We start from the raw sequence: 18,799 nt of genomic DNA, 5'->3' as shown, positions 1-18,799 counted from the left end.
GTGCAGTGGGATATGGGCAAGCCCGTGGCTGCAAACTCCTTATCACCCTTCAAGCTTCCTAATGAGCCCACCAAACTGCTGCGCAGGCTCAACATAGCGAAGCGCTGACTTCATATCACTCCAGCCCACATACTCCATCAGCGTTTTGATATCCCAGCCAGAACTCGCAGCCCAAGTAGCAAATCCTCGCCGGATCGAGTGAGCGCTGTAGATCTCGGACGGCAAGCCACACCGATTCAGGGTATCGCGAAGCAGGGGAATCAAACTGTGGGCCGCAAGCGGGCGATCGCTGATGTTGCCCCAGCGATCAATCCCCCTGAAGATCCCGCCACGAGTGAGGCCAGCAGCTTCGATCCAGTTCAGGTATGCCTCGACCGGGCACAGCTTGCTGAGTGATGGTGTCTTGTACTCACGGCCAGTGTTGTGCCTGTCTCCCTTGGAAGACCCCAGATAGAACCTGATCCCGACGTATCGCTCCGCGTGCGTGTTCTCGATCGTAAGCCTAGCCAGTTCGTCCCCGCGGAATCCCCTCCAAAAGCCGATTGTGAGCAAAGCGATGTCGCGGGTCGCCTTTAGAAGGGCGCCCATGTTGCCGGCGGCTTTTGCCTGAACAACCTCATCCTCCAGGTGTGCCACTGCTTTTTCGAGGTGCAGTAACGCCAGAGGAGCCGCTTGCTTCTGTTGCACGGGGTGTACCGCCCGGATGCCCTTCAGCAACTGCCTGACCTTGGGGGCTTTGGTGGGGTCGGGGAAGCCGTTGCTTTGGTGCCAGTTCGCGAGCGCAGCCAGGCGTTGCTTCAGGGTGCTCAGCGCCAACTGGTCGGCGTACTCCGCGATATAGCGCACAACGGATTCAGTGGTGGTGGGCAGGAAGCCGCCCCAGGTGACTTCGAAATGGGAGAGGGCGGCCGCATAGCTCTTCGAGGTGTTCTGACGAACGCTCGCCTCCAAGTACCTATCTGCCTTGCTGACCATATCGACCACTTCATCTCCCCGTTTCAGCCTTCGGTGGCTTGCCTTGGCACTTTGTACCGCCTTTCAGGCGATTTTACCCCGGTTTTAAGACTGGCAAGCTATAACTCTTGATTATATCTTGCCAATATTTTGGGCCTTGAACGATTTTCTGTGTGCTAAAGTGGCACGTAATTACATGACACGTAACGCAGTACGAAATCGCAGGAGGGATCATGGCTAGGGGCGGTATTAACCTGGCGCTTGTGCGCAAAGCTCGTGAAGCGCTGGTTGCCCGAGGCCAGAATCCAAGCATTGACGCGATTCGGATAGAGCTTGGAAATACCGGCTCAAAGACGACAATTCAGCGCTACTTGAAGGAAATAGAGGCTCACGACCCTCGCCCATCCGCATCTCCTTCAAGGCTCAGCGATGAGTTGAGTGAGCTCGTGGGCAAAATGCTGGAGCGCTTGCTGGAGGAAGGGAACGAGGCGCTGGTACATGAACGGGCCTCCTTTGATCTAGAGCGCCAGGCGATGAACCAGGAGGTCGGTACACTTCAAAGTCAGTTGGAGCAAGCGAAATACAAGATCTCTACATTGCAGGCAGCCCTGCAAACGCAAGATGAGGAGCTCAAAACGACTCATTCCTCACTGCAAGCCGAGCTCACGCGCAACGCCAGGCTCAGCCAGAGCTGCTCTGATTTGGAAGTTCGGGTTGGTGAAAAGGATGCGCAGATCCAGTCCTTGGAACAAAAGCATGCGCACGCCCGGGAGGCTCTCGAACACTATCGAGCTTCGGTTAAGGAGCAGCGAGACCAGGATTTGAGCCGCCATGAGTCCCAGGTCTATCAAATGCAGCAGGAGCTGACCGTCCTTCAGCAGACGCTCATGGTCAAGCAGGAGGAGATTTCCCGATTGATCCGGGACAACGAGCGTTTCATTGCCGAGAACCGTCAGCTTGCCAAGGAAGCCTCACAGCGTCGTGAGGACGTAGAAGCCCTGCGTGGTGACATCGGTATTGCCAATTCTGCGACAGCGCGAGCCGAGGGAGCGAAAGAACTGCTGGTTGAGCAGTTAGAAGCCATGGCTAAAGAGATCGGTAACGCCCACTCCGAGCTCGCAGCAGCGAAGCTTCGGGAGGGTGATTTGCTCGAAAGGCTCGAAATCGCAGAAGCTCATCTGAAGACATCGCGCGTACCAAATGAAACGGTTGGCAATGGGAACTTAATAGCAGACGGAAGTAAAGATAGATAATTAATTTTCTATGAAAAAAGAATCAGCAGCTCCAAAGCGGATGGATGAGTGGAATTGCTGGTTGCAAATTCATTTAGTATGAATCTTCGAGCTTCATCAACAATTCAGATAAAGGCCAGCTATGACGATAGTCGCTTTTCACTATACCAATAACAGTTTTTTTGCGATTTCGGATGGGCTAATCAGTAGAGGCAACCTGCGCGTTGTAGAAGACACCAAGAAAATTCTTCCGTTTAAAGCTTCCTATAAAATCCCCAGGATAGCAATGCACAGGGTAACCGGGTTTTCTGAGTATGTCGGAGGGGATTTTTATTTTTCTTATGCCGGAAACTATACCCTTATAACCAATATTTTCAATGCGTTCACTTCAATAGTGTCACGCAAACTGGTGCTCGATCGTGACAAAACCAATGGAAAACCGACGGTGTACCAACGAGAAGACGAGGGTAGGGGGCTTCGCAATGGCTCGTACTGGGATGATTACAATTTTTCTGATGATGAGCTAATTCCAATCACAATTAATTTCTTGGCAAATATTTTGGAGCGCATTGTTAAATCGTGCGCGCAGGATTTCTGCCAGAATGCAATGCAAAATCCGGATATAGAGCTAATCCTGTTCGGGGAGCAAACTGTAAAGCATCGAAGAACTAAAGGTGCACAAGTAATTAAGTGCAAAGAATTTGCGGAAGGCCTGCCTATCATACAGCGTTTTTCGGTATTGCCCTGGAGCTTGGTCTGCATTGGGGACGCTAGTGTAATCCCTAAAGCCATGGATGCTATTGAGGAGGATCCTGAGTTTTTCACTCCGATTTCCGTCAAAAAGAAAACAGGTGTACTGTTCGGTGAAGAACGGAAGGAAAATCCTCACGATTTCTTGAAGAAGCGCATACACGTTATCAAAAAGAATGTGATGCCCATCATCTTGGATAATGTGGGATCTATCGGTGGCAGCTGCACCATTGCGCAGTCTGGATGGGCCTCGGGGCTAGAGATGACAACCATTCCAAATGAAAGCTTAGGGCTTGAGATATCGAAGCTCTAGGGAACATCTAATTACGCGCGAGGAGCTCGCACAGTCTTGATTTTTCGAAACTCGATCGTCGCTTTACATGTTCACAGGCAGTCAGTGGTTGGGGACACCCGAGAAGGAGTAACCACTGCTTATCTTGACCTGCTTCAACGATAAGCGTAGGGGCATTGGAGGGGGCGAGGAGCACACCGGTGAGTTCCCCGCGAATATCATCTGGCAGCCAGGTCTCCAGTGGACACGAAAATTGGCTTCCAACTCTTGTGCCGTCATTACTACATGGTCAGGGTGCAGTCGGTGTAAGCAGGCGCTGGCCTGCCTGAGCAGCTCGAATCCCTCAACACGATTGCGCGCGCACTTGGACGCTGCGTCGGCAAGCCGCCACAGGAGATTTCTCCGGTATGCTTCTCTATCCAAGTGGTGATGCTCCTGTAATCCCAGGAGTCGCTAGCGCCCCGCTGATCGCTTGGTCAGTACCTGTTTACACGCGACGATTGGAGCCTTTCGTTCAATACTGGCTCATTCATTCGCTTTTGCCAGATATTGACTGACCGTGGAGCGTGATGACTGCACGCCAGTAGCCCGTCAGATTGAGCCTCCTGAGTCAGTGCTTCAGGATTTCACTCATCCTTCATGAGCAGGGCTTCTTCCAGCGCAACGGCTAGCGCTTCCAAGGAATCGGCCAGCCGGGCATCCTCGCGGGCGTCCCCGCTTGCAGGAACAAACTCCTGGCAGTGGCGCAGCAACGCGTCGCGATCGTTGTAGTTCAGATCCAGTTGAATGTGCATGTTCGAGGGCTCCGGGATGGTCGAGGTGCAACTGGCGTGCTGGCGCTCAACCACGCTTTAGCAGAATATTGCGCGCCGAATGAAAGCCATGAGAGCAGGCATTGAAGGTTGAACAGGAAGCGCAGGTGTGGATTTCCGCCGCGGCGTATTACCGCGATTCTCTCACGTCGATAGTGACTGATGCAGTGATCAGCTATCGCAGAAGCCCTGGCCTGGACAGCTTGACTCGCATCTACGAGCTAGACGTTGGTGCCATAGCCTTCGCAGTGCTTGAGCGCGTCCCGCCTAAGGCGAGTTTGCCGCGCACGGATAGCAGTTACATCCCCGTCCGGCAGCGACTGCGGTCTCATGTGAGCTATCACGTGCTGAAACGCCTCGTAAATGACCAAGCCGTGCCTGCAGAACTCAGAGACACCCTGTTCTCGATTGATCTAGGGCTTTAACCCCGAAGCGGTGATTCCTTCCACTACTCAGCGAAGCACAGTTCGGCTTGAGATGAACAGCTGGCAACTTTGTTCCGACGGACTGGAGCAGGCCTTGTCGCGCGTATATCTGGAAGCGATGAGACGCCCAGGCTTTTTAGTGCGTCCTTGTTTCGAGGTCTGCAATGTCAGCTTTGAGTCGCTGCACTAGGGCATCAATGGGCTGACCGCTATTCACGCTTAACGTCAATGTGAACAGTGTCAGAGGACTCACCCCCATCGCATCACTGATGGCTATCAGCTTGTCGACAGTTGGGCTTGAAAGCCCATGCTCCAGCTTTCGGGACGAGACTCGCAAGCTGAACGATTGCTTGGTGCGCCGCATTCGGCGCGGCCTGAAGCACCTTCGACCTGCGCCATCTTACCAGCCCCAGCATAGGCCTGGATCCGCTCGGTAGACCTCCGCTGTCGCCAACTTGACAGGATTAAATCGCTCCCATAACCCAGTCAGCGCATCACGGAATGTAGGGATGCCACTCTCCGCTGATACGCCGGCGCCGGTGAAAACAGTCACATGGTTCGCCTGGCGCAGCCGATTCACTACGGAGCTGATGGGCATGGTGTGGCCTCCTTGAAGTCGTATTGCTAGAGGCTAAATGAGCGAGGCGATGTCTCCGCCCGTGACCGCATATGGCGATCACTGCATAGCCTGCGTTCGTAAGCCACAGCATCCAAGAATAGCGACTATGATGACGTTCCGAGCGCATGAGCCGCTCTAAGCCGCCGCCTCATGAGGATCCGCTGTGTTAAAAGAGTTCTATCGTTACCCTGAAGCTACACCACTGACTCTGGATGCACTAAACGCCATTGATCTAGCCACTGCGCTCAATGGCGTGCCAGCTCACTACGAGGACATTTGGCGTGCTCTGGCTGACGCAGCGCGAGCAAAGCTAGCCATTGAGGAATTCGCACAGGCCCGGGTGCTTTGGCTCCTGTCCGATCTTTGCTCCATGATGCTCAACCCCTCGAATCCGAACGAGCTCTTTAGCCCTTTCGCGATTCTAGAAAACAAACGGTCGCTGGCATTTACCGATATAACGGGTGATGAGCTCGACTTCCTCGAATCCGCGATCGATGAGCTCAGCACCAGCCTCGTCAAGGCACGCCTTGCAGAAGTCCTATGGATCACTCCTGGACGACGCCACATCAAGCATGCCCAAGCGGCTTTGGCAGGGTATCAGACAGTTCCCTTGGATGAAGATACCTGGTGGCGCGGCGGGGCAGATTGCTGGAGTCGTGCGTTAACGCTGGCACCGAGGATAGGGAGGCCTGGCAAGGACATCACAGAGCAACTGTCGAATCGTTTATTCGAGGCACTCGACCAAGAGTTCGATGCCCCATCCCCAATGCTGGCGCCAATCGCTGCTTTAGTACTGGAGCACCGTGTGGTTCACAGCCAAGCAGCAGATCTGCCGTCCAGGTTGGAGGAAGTAGGCCGAGATTCAGAGCGCACAGGCAATATTTTGCGAGCTCGACGCTGCTATGAGTTGAGCAAGGACGCTTACCGTGCGGCTAAAGACCTAGCTTCGGCGGCACGCATGACGGCAGCCCTCGCCAATACTTGGGTGGCAGAGGCGGAGGTGCGCGGGGAGGGAGATGGGGTGCAGCCATTGATCGCCTTGAACCATCTCGAGAAGGCGTTACAGATTTACAGAAATGTACCGCAGAGATTCAGGGATCAGCTTGGCGTGACTGAGTTACTGGTTCGCTTGCCTCAACGCATCGCTGACGCAGGCAATCGCACGGTGGGAATGATGCATGTGATCTCGACGCCGCCTACTGATATCTCAGGCTTGGTGAATGATGCCTTAGAAAAAGTCACGGGTAAGTCCCCGAGTGAAGCACTCCATGCGCTTGCCACGCTGTACCCCTTTGCTAAGAAAGACGGAGCTCGGCAGGCTGCCTTAAAGATACTGCGCATAGGATTGGTCAGCGCGCTCAGTGGAGCGACATATCTTGACAAGGGTGGACGAGTCATCGCCAAGACCAAACCTATGTCATTAGCCGGTGAGTCCTCTCAGGATAACGAGGAGCGTATTTGGGCAGAGATGGTCAAGAACCACGCTATCACACGTAATCTCACCGTGCACGGCGGCGTGATTCCAGCGCTGGGCGTTATGCAGCAGGAACACTGCTACAAAGAGCTGAATCTGGTTGATCTTGCCAAGGCCTCGGCCCTGGTGCCACCTGAACGGGCGCTAATGGTCGGCAAGGGGCTGTACTGGGGGATGGTTGGTGACTTTGGCATGGCAGTGCACTTCCTGATCCCGCAACTGGAAAATATAGTCCGGTTCCACATGAAGGTCGCCGGACTGAAAACCTCCAACACAGATTTGGAGGGTATTGAAAACGAAAATGGCCTTAGCACGCTTCTGGATGTCGAGGGTGTTGATGAAGTGTTCGGCGTCGACACCGTATTTGAGATGAAAGCCCTGTTTTGTAGTGCATTTGGGCCAAACCTGCGTAACACGTTCGCGCACGGGTTGATGGACGATAACGACTTTTATTCGGCGGACGCCGTTTACGCCTGGTGGTTCATGTTGAGATGGGTAGCAATGGTGTACTGGGCCCAGCCAGCGTCAAACCATGAAGCCGCTGCTGAGGATCCGCTCACTACGGAAGAAGGCGACCCGGCCGTGGTTGGCGAACCGGAAAAAGTCGCCTCTTAACCTGCGAACCCCAGGCGAGGGTTTGGTCAGCAAACAGACCAAACCCTCGACCAACGCCACCTTTTCGGTGACACCGTCTTCGACCAAGGTATTAGCTGATAACTCTAGCTCGGGCCTTGGCGCTCCAACCCGGGCGAGTTAGTCTCGAGCTTTTGCGTTGAGACTGCCGATGCGAACGAAGCGAAGGATCACCCGGGCATACTGTGTGGATTTGGCCAAAGAATTAACCATTGGCGGTGCTCATCAGGCCTATTTCAACCAAAACCAGCCACGTAGCCGTTTTCTGTTCCAGTGCTCATCACCGGAATGCAGGGCGCTCAAGGTGGTGCCAAAAATCACAGCCGTCAATTACTACATCCACCCGACCGAAAAAGCGCGCGTCAAATCTCCGCATTACAAAGACAACGAGCACTATGACCATCATGCGGACTGCGAGTGGATGCTGCCAGATGAGGACGAAGGTGGCGATGCGCCGTTGCCCGGAGAGACGGAGTTACAGACCCGCACACGCTTGGCAAAACGCCAACTCACTTCGGTAATCGATATCTTTGTTCCCCCGACACAGCCAGAACAACCCGTGGTACGTCCACCTCGAGCCGCACTAGGCGACGAGGACGAGGCAGGAGCTATTCGTCGACTGGGCGGTGGCGGCGCAGAAGGCACCCGATCCGATCGGAAGCACCGAAGCGGTGACCTGCGTGAGCTAGTGGATTACTACCACGACACACGCGAAGCCTTGAAAGACCTCTTTCCCGAGGTAACGATCAACGTGACAGGGCGTGGTGAAATACCGTTGCGTTCGTACTTCAAGAAGGTGGCTTGGGCCAGGCCTGACACTGCAGGATACGTCTACAACGGCGGTGGGCGGATTGAGCCGCGTGAAGGGGCCGGCTTCGTATTCAACTTCTATGACAAGGTTGCGGACAAAGATGCCTCTCTCCAGGTCTCTGATGAGGTCATGACTCAGCACCGATCAAGGCGCTATGTGAACGAAATTCTCGATCAGGCACGGCTGGTAAGGTACTTCACGTTCTATTTCCTGGGCACCTTCACCTATCACGAGGCCAGCGACACCATGGTTGCACAGGTTGCTGACCTTCGCTGCCTGGCGATTGACTTGGGGCCGTTGAGGAGCTGACCTTCAGTAGAGATGGCAGCTCCTAACCATTGGCAGGGCGGCACCCGATGGGTGAATGCTTAAATCAGCGAGAGGCCTTCGCCTAGAAGTAGATAGCCGCCGTGTAATGCAGCAAAGGAGCAAGTGATGCGTCAAGTGGTGTGTACCAATTGCCTTACCGAAACCTTCCTGCAGGATCATGCTTCGGAGAACGATATCAGCGAGTGTGACTACTGCGACGGAGAGCTCCCAGTCATGGACATGGATGAGCTGGTGGAACTCTGCGAAACGGCAATCCACGCCTCGTTCCGTGAAGTTCAGCAACCGAATTCAGTGATTCATCATGGTTACCCACCGATCGGTGAAAGTCTGTACGACGTGCTGGAGCGCATGCTGGGTTCCGATGAGACCCTGCTTTCTGACATCCATGAGCGCCTGCTCGACTCTTGGAGCTGCCCACATGATGACGATCCTTATTTCGAAGAGGAAACAGAGGCTTCGTCCGAGTTGACTAAAGGTTGGCGCAAAATGGAGCACAGTCTGCAGTTTGAATCCCGATTGGCAAATCCCTTGGTGGGATCAATCCTGACCATGGTCTTCGACGGCATTGAAGATTTGCGCTCGAAGGATGACCGGTCAGCCATTGTGATCGCAGGCCAAGGTTTTCAAATCTCCTCATTCCAACGGGGTAGGGTGTTTCAGGATGAGCAGAGCATGGAGGAAGCGCTGACTCACCCTGAAAAGCATCTCGGCCCGGTACCAGGAGGCAAGGGATCTCCTGGCCGAATGAACGCCAAGGGAATTTCGGTTTTTTACGGCGCAACAGATGACCACACGGCAATTGCGGAGGTGCGCCCTCCGGTTGGCAGCATCGTAGTTACCGCGCGGTTCGACGTAATCCGGCCTCTGAGGCTTCTCAACCTGAACGACCTGGCTTCAATGCGTCCGCATCGGGGGTTGAGCTACTTCAATCCAACTCGCAGGAGCCTCACCGAACGCTGCGCGTTTCTGAAAGACTTACAGCGCCAGCTGACGATGCCAGTTATGCCGGACTCGGCGGAAAGCGGGTATCTGATCACGCAAGCAATTGCCGATTTCCTAGCAACCCATGAAAAGCTGAATCTCGACGGTATCTTATTTCCCTCTGTGCAGGTGCAACAGGATACGTCACCGGGGCAGAACGTCATTCTTTTCAACAAGGCCAGTGGGGTAGAAAGGCTTGAGGACACACAAAAGGCTGAGTATGTGAGTCTCTGGGAGCCGGATGAAGATAGGTTGGTGTATTACCCAGAGTACTGGGAAGCGGAACCTAAAGACTCAGATCAATCCTCCCGGTACGTCCCTCTGGTACCTCCGCCGGAGCCAAGCCTGCGTCTAGCTCGAGAATGCATTGTGATTCACAAAATCCAGGGAGTCCGCTTCAGCACCGAGATCGACCCAGTCCACTATGTTCCTTGGTCGCAGGACAGGAAATACCATGGGTTTCGATAGCGTGGCTGGTTCCTAACGAGAGCTCGGATCTTATAAGGGATCTCGGAACCCATCGGAGTTTAGCGGGCCATTACCAGCCATACCGTTCATCGGCAAAACCTATATATTGGGTTAGGCACATATTGAAAGCACTACATATTGGGCTAAATTGTTCTTGAGAGCCTACATCTGGTGTTTTGCCATGAACGAAGCCCATATCGAGAAAGCAGCGACCGATCTGCTCATGCAGATTTACCGTGATCGCCGTTACCTGTGGCCAGATCAAGATATTCCGCCTATGATGATGCGCAGCCCCCGGATCGCTGCCATGGTCTGCGGCTACGACTACCATGAGCATCCCACCCTGGGAGACACCCATTTCAATCGGCACAACACCGGTACTCGTATCGCGGGCCTGATTGACCGTCAATCGAACAAGATCGCCGTCGCGACTGAGTTTGGTGACAAAGTCCAGCTCTTCACCGGCGCGCATGAGATCGGCCATCTTGTGCTCCACGAAGACACTATCATGCACCGCGACCGCGCTTTTGACGGCAGTCATCTGCAAACACCACGTGCACCTGCAGAGAGACAAGCCGATCGCTTCGCCGCCTGCTTCCTCATGCCTCAGAAGCTGGTGAGGGAACGGTTCGAGTTCATGTTCTGTTGCAAGGGGCAATTGCGCTTCAGTGACGTGATTGCCTATCACCTCGACCCCAACAATCCGGATCGGCTTCTCTACTCCCCGAAAGAGTCGGGAGAACGTGAGCTGGCGCTGGCGCGATGCACCCGGTTCAACAACCAGCACCTAGTTTCGCTGGCCCAGCAATTCGGTGTCTCGGATTCGGCGATGGCCATCCGGCTCAAGGAGCTGGAGTTGGTGCGGTGGCCTTAGGGAGGGCAGGGCGGGGACGCGGGGTAGTCGGGGTGTAAAGCAGCTTGGGGAGACATCCAATTTTCTTGGTAAGAAAAAAGGAGCCCTTGGAAGGCCCCTTATTTTTGCGCGGGAAGATTTACTTAGCTAACCAGCTTTCGACCTCGTCAGCACCGTACTGGCTTTTCCACTCTTTAAGGGTCTTGTGGTTACCACCCTTGGTCTCCACGAGCTCACCTGAGTGGGGGTTCTTGTAAACCTTAGTCTGGCGAGGTTTGCGGGTACTTTTTTCAGCCACAACGGCTGGCGCGCGTCGAGTAGCAGATTGCGGGTCAAGAATGGCCACAACATTACGCAAGCTATATCCGTACTCAGAAAGAAGGGCGCGGAGCTTTTTTTCAAACTCGATTTCGCGCTTCAGGCCATCATGGTTTTTGAGGGCCTCGAGTTCGGCCAACTGTGCTGCGAGTTGTTGCTCCAACGCACGGAATTCTGCGAGTCTGGACATTTGTTACCCCTATAGGTAGTGCGGCGAGTATATGCGCGGGCAACAAGTCATTCACCGCGCATGCTTATGGGAATCTTCTGTTGACGACTAGCTGCTCACCGACACTCCATATGCACACAACGTCCAAGCTCCCAAGATTCTCGATCCGGCAGCACCGGCTAGGCCGGCCCAAATAACGTTCTTTTCAGCCTGATTAATCCTCTCCCGGCCTGATCATGCATGCGGATCGTGCAGAAGTAAGCTAGCGCCTAGCTCTTGCCTGGTGAACAAAGGGTTCGCAGGCGAAGATGGCCGTGAGCTATCATCCCAATCCTCGTATCAGGCTCACCGGAAGTTCACCTTCCCGCTCAGACCCAAGATCGATCATTCAGTCTTCGGGAGATGAATGCCTGGTAGCCGCCAGCCTGCTTGGAGACACGGATGTTCATTCGCTTGCGCGCCATTTATCACCGGGCATTACATGCCTATATCGTCTGGAACAACGAGATTCGCCGCAAGCTGGCCTCCCTGAAGCGATACCCTTGCGCGGTCGTCGCTGCTTATAAGGCCGCATATGCGTTCTTGGCCACACCTACTCATGAAAATCTGTTCCAGCCGCTAACCCCTGTGCTCATTGAGCCTGGGAAGATACAGCGGTATGAGCGTGAGTTATTGAACGGTCTGAGGAACGATCAAGTCAGGAACATCGCTATTACGGGGGAGTACGGGGCAGGGAAGAGCAGCGTGCTTCGCACCTTCGTCCACCGCCACCCAGAGTTTGTCTATGCGTTTGTTTCGTTGGCTACCTTCGGCAAGGATAACGAAATCTCAGGAGCGTCTGAGCTTGTTAGCGATAACGACGTGGCCTCGGAATCTTCTCGGCCCTCCGAATCCTCCACCAAAGCAGGGCAAGAATCTAAATCCGAGGCAAACAAGGCTGAATCCGATCTCGTTGCTCGGATCGAGGAGACGATCGTCCAGCAGCTCCTGTACGCCGTCCCGGCAAAGACGCTTCCCAAGACTCGCCTTAAGAGGATAGATCAGGCTTCCGGCCTGAAGATCTGGTGGAAAACGCTCTGCTATGGCGCCCTCATTTTGGCAGCGCTGAGACTTTACGTTCCTGTGGCAGAAAAGCTGCCGAAGATCGAACCGACTTGGCTCATGGAATGGCTGCTGTTGATCCCGAGCCCGCTGGCCGTCGGGATCGCCGTGTTAGGGTGCATATTCCTGCTACACACGTGTCTGAGGCTGTGTTCGCTGTTCAGTATCGATGGGTTGACGCTCAAAGGCGGGAAACTGGAGACCACCCACCATGGCTCCGTCCTGCACAAAAATATCGATGAGATCATTTACTGCTTTGAACGCAGCAGCATTGACGTGGTGATCATTGAGGATCTTGACCGGTTCGGCATCCATGACGTCTTCACCCGGTTGCGAGAAATCAATTTCATTATAAAGCAATCACCTCAGGTGAAACGCCCCGTCTATTTCGTCTACGCGCTGCGCGATGAAATGTTCGTCGTCGGCGAGAAAACTAAGTTTTTTGACCTCATCGTCCCAGTGATCCCCGTCATCAACTCGGAAAACTCCCAAGAAAAGATGATGGAGCTGCTGAACCATCGAACCTTCAAATCGAAACCCTTGGGCGAACATCTCGACCGTCGACTGGTGGAGACAGTCTGCTACTACATCGACGACCTCCGGCTGGTGAAAAATATCGTCAATGAATTCGATATGTTTTCAAATATCCTTGCCAGCGGCTTACGCCTAGAGCCAGACAAGCTGTTTGCGATTGTCGCCATTCGAAATCTGCATCCCGGCGCGTACGCCGACCTGGTAAAACGCCGAGGGGCGATTTATGGCGTCATCAAGGGACTGGCTGCCTGGAAAACCCAGGAGAACAGCGCCAATGCCAAGCGACTTGATGACTTGCGGCGTGAGCGAGATGACCGGGTCTTCGAACTGGCCAACAATGTCGCTGAGCTGAGGGCTTACGTTTGGTTCACGATCCTTCGTTTGACCGGCACTGAGATAGCCACCCACGTTCAAATCGGTGGAACCTATTACACGGCACAGCAATTTGTAACCGAAGAGGTATTCGACTCACTGAAAAATCAAGCCATTCAGCTGTCAACCGTTGCCCTGAATCAGTACAGTCAGATGTTTAATCGCTCAGCTAGTGGCGTTTCAATGACTGAAGTGCTCAACGCTACGTCTTATGAGCGGCGTCATGCTTTGCTAGGGCGGCGACTTGGCACAATCGCGGACGAAATTGCAGCGGTGCAGAGGGAATCGGATCAGGTCATCCGGATGTCCTTCAGTACTGCCGTCAAAAAAAGCTATGGGGAGGTCGTAAGAAACAAACTTCCAGGCTTGAACGTCGTGAGCTATCTGATGCTGCACGGTTTCCTCGACGCCGACTACACGGACTACCTTGGTTATTTCTATCAAGGTTCGCTGACACCTGGTGACAAAGATCTGATCCTTTCGCTGAGGCGTGGTGTGCTGCCTGAGGTATCCACGCCTGTCGATAGCCCGAGTACCGTGCTGGAGAAGCTTAAGAGCGACGAGCTGGACGAGGGTAGAGGGATCATCGTCGACTTGATCGCCTGTCTCAGCGCCCGACCAACCTCGTTCGCCACTAACTCAGCAGATGACCAGCTAAGCCACATACTTAAGAGCGGCCTCAACGAACACCCCGAACGAATGGCCGTCGCCGTACGCGATCTTTTGAACCGAACAGAAGCGGCTGAATTTATCCGCGCCGTGTACCGCCTAGAACCCAAACTGTTTCAGAGCCTTTTCGACGCCAGGGACACGGGGGACGCTGGCGGCGTGTTTGAAGGAAGCGAGGCTCGTCAGTCCCTCGTCAAAGTAATCGCCGACAACCTATCAGAATCCGACTTCAAGACCCTGGCCGGTGACGCTTCAACGAATCTGGTTCCTACGATCGATTGGCTGGAGGATGCTTCACAACTGATGCCAGGATTAGAGAGCGATGTGGGAGCTTGGGCGTGGCTCAGGGCTTACCCAGTCCAGTTTGCCTCACTGGGCCATATGATGAGTCTCGCAGACCTCGAAAGGCTGATCGACTGGCGCTGCATCAAGATCAACCTGCGAATGCTATCGCTGATATGCGCGAAGTCGGAAGCTGGGCAGCATTCTCAAGACGCCAAATCCGAACCTGCAGATGTGGGCATCGTGTCTCTGCGTAGACTGCAGGCTTTGGGCATCAATGGGCTCGGTGACTATCTGCTATCTCACGCCGACGAACTTGGTAGCGCATTGCTAGGTCAGTCTGCTGTCCTGGATGAATCAAGCGATTCTTTGGCCAGTTTACTAGCAGAACTGGACGCAGATGACGACCTGACAAATCGACTCTTCGATCACACGACCTGTGACTTGCACACACTCAATGACGCCCCGAGACATCTTTGGGCAAAGGCACTTGGAAGTGATCGCCTGGTGGCCAAAGCTGACGCTGTGTGGATCTTTTTTGAGAAACTCATTGCGCCAGACGACCACGTTTCGGGCGAAGAAATCGGATCGGAACCTACAACGGTGTTCACCGCCTTCATCGCTCGGAATGCAGGGTCTCTCAAGGGAACGCTGTGGCATTCAACGAGCGCAGACTGGGCGCTGCAACAGTATCTTCTGAGCTCACCCAGCATCAGTAATGACGTGCTCAAGGTATTGCTCGATGGAGTCGTGCTCCAAGATCTATCAATGATCAAAGCGGTCTTACCTGCGGGCCGCTGGGTCATGCTGGTGGCCTCATCATTCCTTCCATACAGCTCGGAGGTCAGGGACATCGTATTGAGTACTTGCCCACACCTCGAAGGCCAGTACCTGGTTGAACGGTGGGATCTAGCAAAAGCCGAGATCGATATCGGCTCGCTCCAACTCGACTCGATGCTCACGCTGAGCAAAAGCAAAGCGTTGCCACTCACACAGAAAATTCAGATGTGGTCAGGGCTTAGCCTGGAGACGATTGAAAGCAAACCGGATGCGGTTCCAGAGCTCGGCCGTGTATCTATGCTTGCCAACCAATCTGGCGAAAGGTTTGCTGATTCGCTGACGCCTGTGCTGCGACATCTGGTTCGCAACGCAAGCCTCACCCCGGAACAGCGCTCTGAAATGCTGACACAATGTCTGGCTGGGATGAAGTGGCCGGACGTTGCTGCAGCTCTTGGGTTGCTCGACGATGAGGACTTCAAAACCGTGAGCGCGAAGGTCAAGAAGATTAAGGTAAGAAACACTGAGTCAAACCAGAGGTTGGTGGGCGCGATGAAATCTGAGGGGTACCTGGCAACGGTGACACCAGAGGACGACGTCATCATCGCAACTACCAGGCCTTCATCCATGACATCTGAGAACGGATGGCTCTAGCCTGACCGTTGAAGGTAGCAGCTTAGCGACCACCATACAGCGTCGCCTGGGTTCACGATTTCTAAGCCGCTCGTCCAGGCGTTCATTGAAATATCTGGAGAGTGAGCGAGGATCGTTTGCGAGGCTTATGCCTTTAGACCCTGAGTTCCAGCTACGGTCGTGTGGGGCAGCTCACAAGCGATCGGCGACAGAAATCTAACGCCTTCGTCTTAAGGCCGGCCATTTCTATCAGCTGCCATCGATTACCAGCTGTACAAAGCTGGTCATTTGCGTGGGCTAGTGCATTGACCAGCACAAGGGTACGTCTTGACCGGCAGAAATCGACCCATTGCAGCCCTTCGGCATCGAAGATATCGGCCGTGAGCTGCTATCAGGTTGCAGGCAGATGTCGAGCCCTTTCAACCATCCAGGGTGCTAGCGAACCAGATGATGCAATCGAGCTCGGCCAGATTTGCTGCTGGGTAGCCATCTGCCCGCTTCAGAGCCGCACGGAGAAGACGAGCACAATCGACGTAGCGCTCTCCATTGCTGAGACCTCTTGGGAACGTAATGTCCAGACCTTCAAACCAGCCTCGTATTGGGCGATTTAATACGTAGTAGTGTTTCGGGAAAAACTGACAGAGCATCTCGGAGAACAACGCGCCTCTAGTTGTCAATCCAATTGACGTGAGGCGATTTATCTCCTGAATCACTACTCGGTCACGACCTGCGAACGGGGCGTCGAGCACCCGAATAAGGCTTTTTGAAAATTCGCGAAAGTCGCTATTACGACCCGTACGCTCCCACCCTTTGCCTTGAAAGCGACTTCCCTGTTCCCCCATGTACCACAATGCACAGAGGTTGTTGTAGAAATCATCAATTCGAGTCTGGTTCCAGATCCTGGCCTTGCTTGTACTACGAATCAGCGACACCAAATTGGTCTTATTCCTTCTAAAAGCTTTCATCTGGTCGCGCCGCCGAGTGAGGTACGGCTTATAACCTTTGAGCTTGCGTATCGCCGGCAGTGGCAGGTGATATGCCTCTTGGGTTTCTTTGGGGTCATCCGCTTTCGAGCCACCCGCGTTCGCAGGTTGGCGAGCCTCCTGATACCTATCAAGCCAAGTTTCATTCAGGGTCACGCTCACTTCGAAAACTCTTTCGATCCACTCAGACGCCAGTTGAAACTGCTCGTCAGATATGCAGGCAAAACCGTTGGCCTCGAAGTTCGTGGAGAATGCTGCCTTGGTCAAGTTGGAGGATCCAAGCAGCGCGTAGCACTTTCCATCGTGCTCACGCCAGAACATGGCCTTCGGATGAAAGCCATTGATCGACTCCGCTACCATGAACTCTTGATGGCGGTCGGCTGGGAGCCATTCCATGACGGCCCGACAGGCGCTCTTGCGGGTGATGCCAAAATCTTTTCCGACGATGAAAAGGAAAGACTCACATTGGTCGCCAAGCGACTCTTTAATACCCCACTCGGTAAGGTAAGCACTTACGATGTATAGCTCTTTCGAGCGGCTCAGTGCGCGGTGGTAAATTCCATCGAGGCTGAGATTCTCGGATTTTTTCGGAAGCAGAATCAGTTCCATATGACGCCTTATCAAGTGTGGTACGAAATTTAGGTACGCCCTTGCCGCGTCCATAGATTGTCCGCTCTTGGCCGTTGGCAGCCTTGGATCGGTGCTCCAAGAGGATGATAGCCTTTTGCCGTAAAATGATGCACCGTTGCCACCTTTGACCATTATTTCCAAGGACTACCGAAGTGAGCAGTACGCGATTCGTAGGGAATGCTAAAGAGCTGAAAAGCGCCCTGAACGACAAGGCAGACAGCATCGTAATCACCGATCGCAAGCTTGCTTTGGCGGTACGTGTGATCAAGTCCGTGACGTACACGAAGCTTGCATTGATAGCAGGCGGAGCAGGGGTAGCCGCGGCCAGCTTCTGGAACCCGGTGGGGGCTATTTCTGGTGGTGTTGCCGGAGCAAGCGGTCTGGTGGCCTTCGGAGCTGCTGCGGGTGCGGTAGGTGCTACCGGTATCAGTGGCGGCGCAGCTGCGGTTGCCGTTGCTGCGCTTGCCACCGTCGGCGTGCTTGGATTGGCGGCAATGGTCATGCATAAGGACTACGCGCTTTCGATCGATGGCGGCGCCAATGGCAAAGTCACTACCACTGACGACAAGCCCGATGTGAATGGAAAGTTCTCATTCAAGATGACCCTGAAACGCAACGGCAGCAACTGAGGGGCAAGAGGGAGGCTGCCTTGTGAGGCGCCCGCTTCCGACCCGAAGCGGTCAGTCGTGATCGGCTGATATCGACCCAACGCTATCCTTGGTGGGGGGCACTCGGCTATCAGCTGACAACCGTATAAAACTGAGGAGGATGGCTGTTTACGAAACGTAGGAAGGGTTAACCGCTAGCGAGCCAGGGCGACCAACAAACTGTCTCAGAAGTAAGTGCGGCATTAAAAAACCACGTTCATTGTTAAGCTTAACTCTTCAGAGGCGCTAGCAACCTCTCTATAGTTTGCCTGAATTCCAATATTTTTTATTGGTAAATTTAACTTTGCGGCCACGCTCAGGCTTTTGTTGGCTTCACGTGTCAGGTTGATACAAATATTTTGATCCTTTATTTGGTTGCTTTGATGCCCGCGCTGATCGACAAGCCCACGTAGCACAGAGTCATTCCAAAGCAGGTTTTTACGAAGGTACTGCTCTGCCCCTACAATGTCAGGTTGTCCGCCGGAATAGCTACTGCTAATTGAAAATACGTTTTTTAGAACTTTTGAAATTGAGCTTTCAAAAGATACTTCGGCTGTCGCTAGAGTAGTGCGGCCTTCTAGATTGAGAGTGGAGGTGGCCCCTTCTTTTGTAATGTCCACTTGCTTGATCTGCACCTTTGACGCGCCTAGAATCTGGCAAAGCCTAGTAAAGTGACGCATTTTTTCCATTGAAAATACTTCTTTAGCCTCCGATAGTTCAGCATATACGTCTCTATCGTAAGGGCTTTGGATAAGTATATTGCCATGCCTTACCTGATCAGAATCAAGGATGTTAGTTAAGGCAGGGCATTCTTCTTTTGAAGATAGCGCGGAGGTCGGCAAAACAAACGCTTCCTCACTATATAGAAAACTCCGCTCATCTGGTGGCAGGTCGTAGCGACAGTGCTCGATATCTGACTCGTTAAGGACTAAGATCGCTCTGCGCTTGGAGTGATTTTCTGGAAACAATGACATTCAGATTTTTACTCTCGTTTACTAGTGGCGACTACGAATGAATCTAACTATCCAGCTGATTATTTCTTGGATCCAT

13 protein-coding genes and 1 pseudogene are annotated in these 18,799 nt (G+C 53.6%); 8 read left to right on the top strand and 6 right to left on the bottom strand.

The window, feature by feature from the left end; translation table 11 throughout:
• Window positions 1–42 precede the first annotated feature (42 nt).
• Window positions 43–975: a tyrosine-type recombinase/integrase gene (locus JMV15_RS08580; protein ID WP_038450108.1), complete on the bottom strand. Its 933-nt coding sequence runs from the start codon at window positions 973–975 to the stop codon at window positions 43–45.
• A gap of 212 nt (window positions 976–1,187) precedes the next feature.
• On the opposite strand from JMV15_RS08580, the gene JMV15_RS08575 reads away from it, so the two are divergent.
• Both JMV15_RS08575 and JMV15_RS08570 read left to right on the top strand, forming a co-directional pair.
• Entirely contained in the window at window positions 1,188–2,207 is a 1,020-nt protein-coding gene (locus tag JMV15_RS08575; protein WP_063313928.1) for a DNA-binding protein, read from the top strand.
• Window positions 2,208–2,328: 121 nt separating this feature from the next.
• Window positions 2,329–3,249 (top strand): hypothetical protein, encoded by a 921-nt coding sequence (locus tag JMV15_RS08570; protein ID WP_063313929.1) that lies wholly within the window; start codon window positions 2,329–2,331, stop codon window positions 3,247–3,249.
• 605 nt (window positions 3,250–3,854) lie between these two features.
• On the opposite strand, the gene JMV15_RS08565 is transcribed toward JMV15_RS08570, so the two are convergent.
• Window positions 3,855–4,022 carry a hypothetical protein gene (locus JMV15_RS08565; RefSeq protein ID WP_163012249.1) on the bottom strand — a complete coding sequence of 56 codons (168 nt, stop codon included), beginning with the start codon at window positions 4,020–4,022 and terminating at the stop codon, window positions 3,855–3,857.
• A 760-nt stretch (window positions 4,023–4,782) separates the two neighbouring features.
• Window positions 4,783–5,063, bottom strand: a pseudogene (locus JMV15_RS08560) (SIR2 family NAD-dependent protein deacylase); the annotation flags it as partial.
• Window positions 5,064–5,247: 184 nt separating this feature from the next.
• Between JMV15_RS08560 and JMV15_RS08555 the strand changes: the two are divergent.
• The 4 genes from JMV15_RS08555 to JMV15_RS08540 all read left to right on the top strand — a co-directional run bounded on the left by JMV15_RS08555 (window position 5,248) and on the right by JMV15_RS08540 (window position 10,655).
• Window positions 5,248–7,173: a DUF4209 domain-containing protein gene (locus JMV15_RS08555; protein WP_069868467.1), complete on the top strand. Its 1,926-nt coding sequence runs from the start codon at window positions 5,248–5,250 to the stop codon at window positions 7,171–7,173.
• A 205-nt stretch (window positions 7,174–7,378) separates the two neighbouring features.
• Window positions 7,379–8,311, top strand: coding sequence for a hypothetical protein (locus tag JMV15_RS08550; RefSeq protein ID WP_147283336.1), 933 nt, complete (start codon window positions 7,379–7,381; stop codon window positions 8,309–8,311).
• 126 nt (window positions 8,312–8,437) lie between these two features.
• A complete protein-coding gene (locus JMV15_RS08545; RefSeq protein WP_069868471.1) occupies window positions 8,438–9,781 on the top strand; it encodes an RES family NAD+ phosphorylase in 1,344 nt (447 codons plus the stop codon).
• 181 nt (window positions 9,782–9,962) lie between these two features.
• Window positions 9,963–10,655: an ImmA/IrrE family metallo-endopeptidase gene (locus JMV15_RS08540; RefSeq protein WP_069868473.1), complete on the top strand. Its 693-nt coding sequence runs from the start codon at window positions 9,963–9,965 to the stop codon at window positions 10,653–10,655.
• Between the two features lie 118 nt (window positions 10,656–10,773).
• Here JMV15_RS08540 and JMV15_RS08535 read toward each other — a convergent pair whose 3' ends face one another.
• Window positions 10,774–11,142, bottom strand: coding sequence for a histone-like nucleoid-structuring protein, MvaT/MvaU family (locus JMV15_RS08535; RefSeq protein ID WP_069868475.1), 369 nt, complete (start codon window positions 11,140–11,142; stop codon window positions 10,774–10,776).
• Window positions 11,143–11,562: 420 nt separating this feature from the next.
• On the opposite strand from JMV15_RS08535, the gene JMV15_RS08530 reads away from it, so the two are divergent.
• Window positions 11,563–15,510 carry a YobI family P-loop NTPase gene (locus JMV15_RS08530; protein ID WP_069868477.1) on the top strand — a complete coding sequence of 1,316 codons (3,948 nt, stop codon included), beginning with the start codon at window positions 11,563–11,565 and terminating at the stop codon, window positions 15,508–15,510.
• Between the two features lie 398 nt (window positions 15,511–15,908).
• On the opposite strand, the gene JMV15_RS08525 is transcribed toward JMV15_RS08530, so the two are convergent.
• Window positions 15,909–17,081 carry a phospholipase D family protein gene (locus tag JMV15_RS08525; protein WP_131696325.1) on the bottom strand — a complete coding sequence of 391 codons (1,173 nt, stop codon included), beginning with the start codon at window positions 17,079–17,081 and terminating at the stop codon, window positions 15,909–15,911.
• A gap of 173 nt (window positions 17,082–17,254) precedes the next feature.
• Here JMV15_RS08525 and JMV15_RS08520 point away from each other — a divergent pair, with 173 nt between their 5' ends.
• On the top strand, window positions 17,255–17,731 hold the full coding sequence (locus tag JMV15_RS08520; protein ID WP_069868481.1) for a hypothetical protein: 477 nt from the start codon (window positions 17,255–17,257) through the stop codon (window positions 17,729–17,731).
• A gap of 221 nt (window positions 17,732–17,952) precedes the next feature.
• Here the strand turns inward: JMV15_RS08520 and JMV15_RS08515 are convergent, their stop codons facing one another.
• Complete coding sequence (locus JMV15_RS08515) at window positions 17,953–18,723, bottom strand: hypothetical protein (RefSeq protein WP_155766215.1); 771 nt, start codon at window positions 18,721–18,723, stop codon at window positions 17,953–17,955.
• Window positions 18,724–18,799: the final 76 nt, after the last annotated feature.

This window comes from Pseudomonas paracarnis, from assembly GCF_904063055.1.
Taxonomy (GTDB): domain Bacteria; phylum Pseudomonadota; class Gammaproteobacteria; order Pseudomonadales; family Pseudomonadaceae; genus Aquipseudomonas; species Aquipseudomonas paracarnis.
Note: the sequence above shows the minus strand (reverse complement) of the source record. Positions and strands in the feature narration are given on the sequence as shown.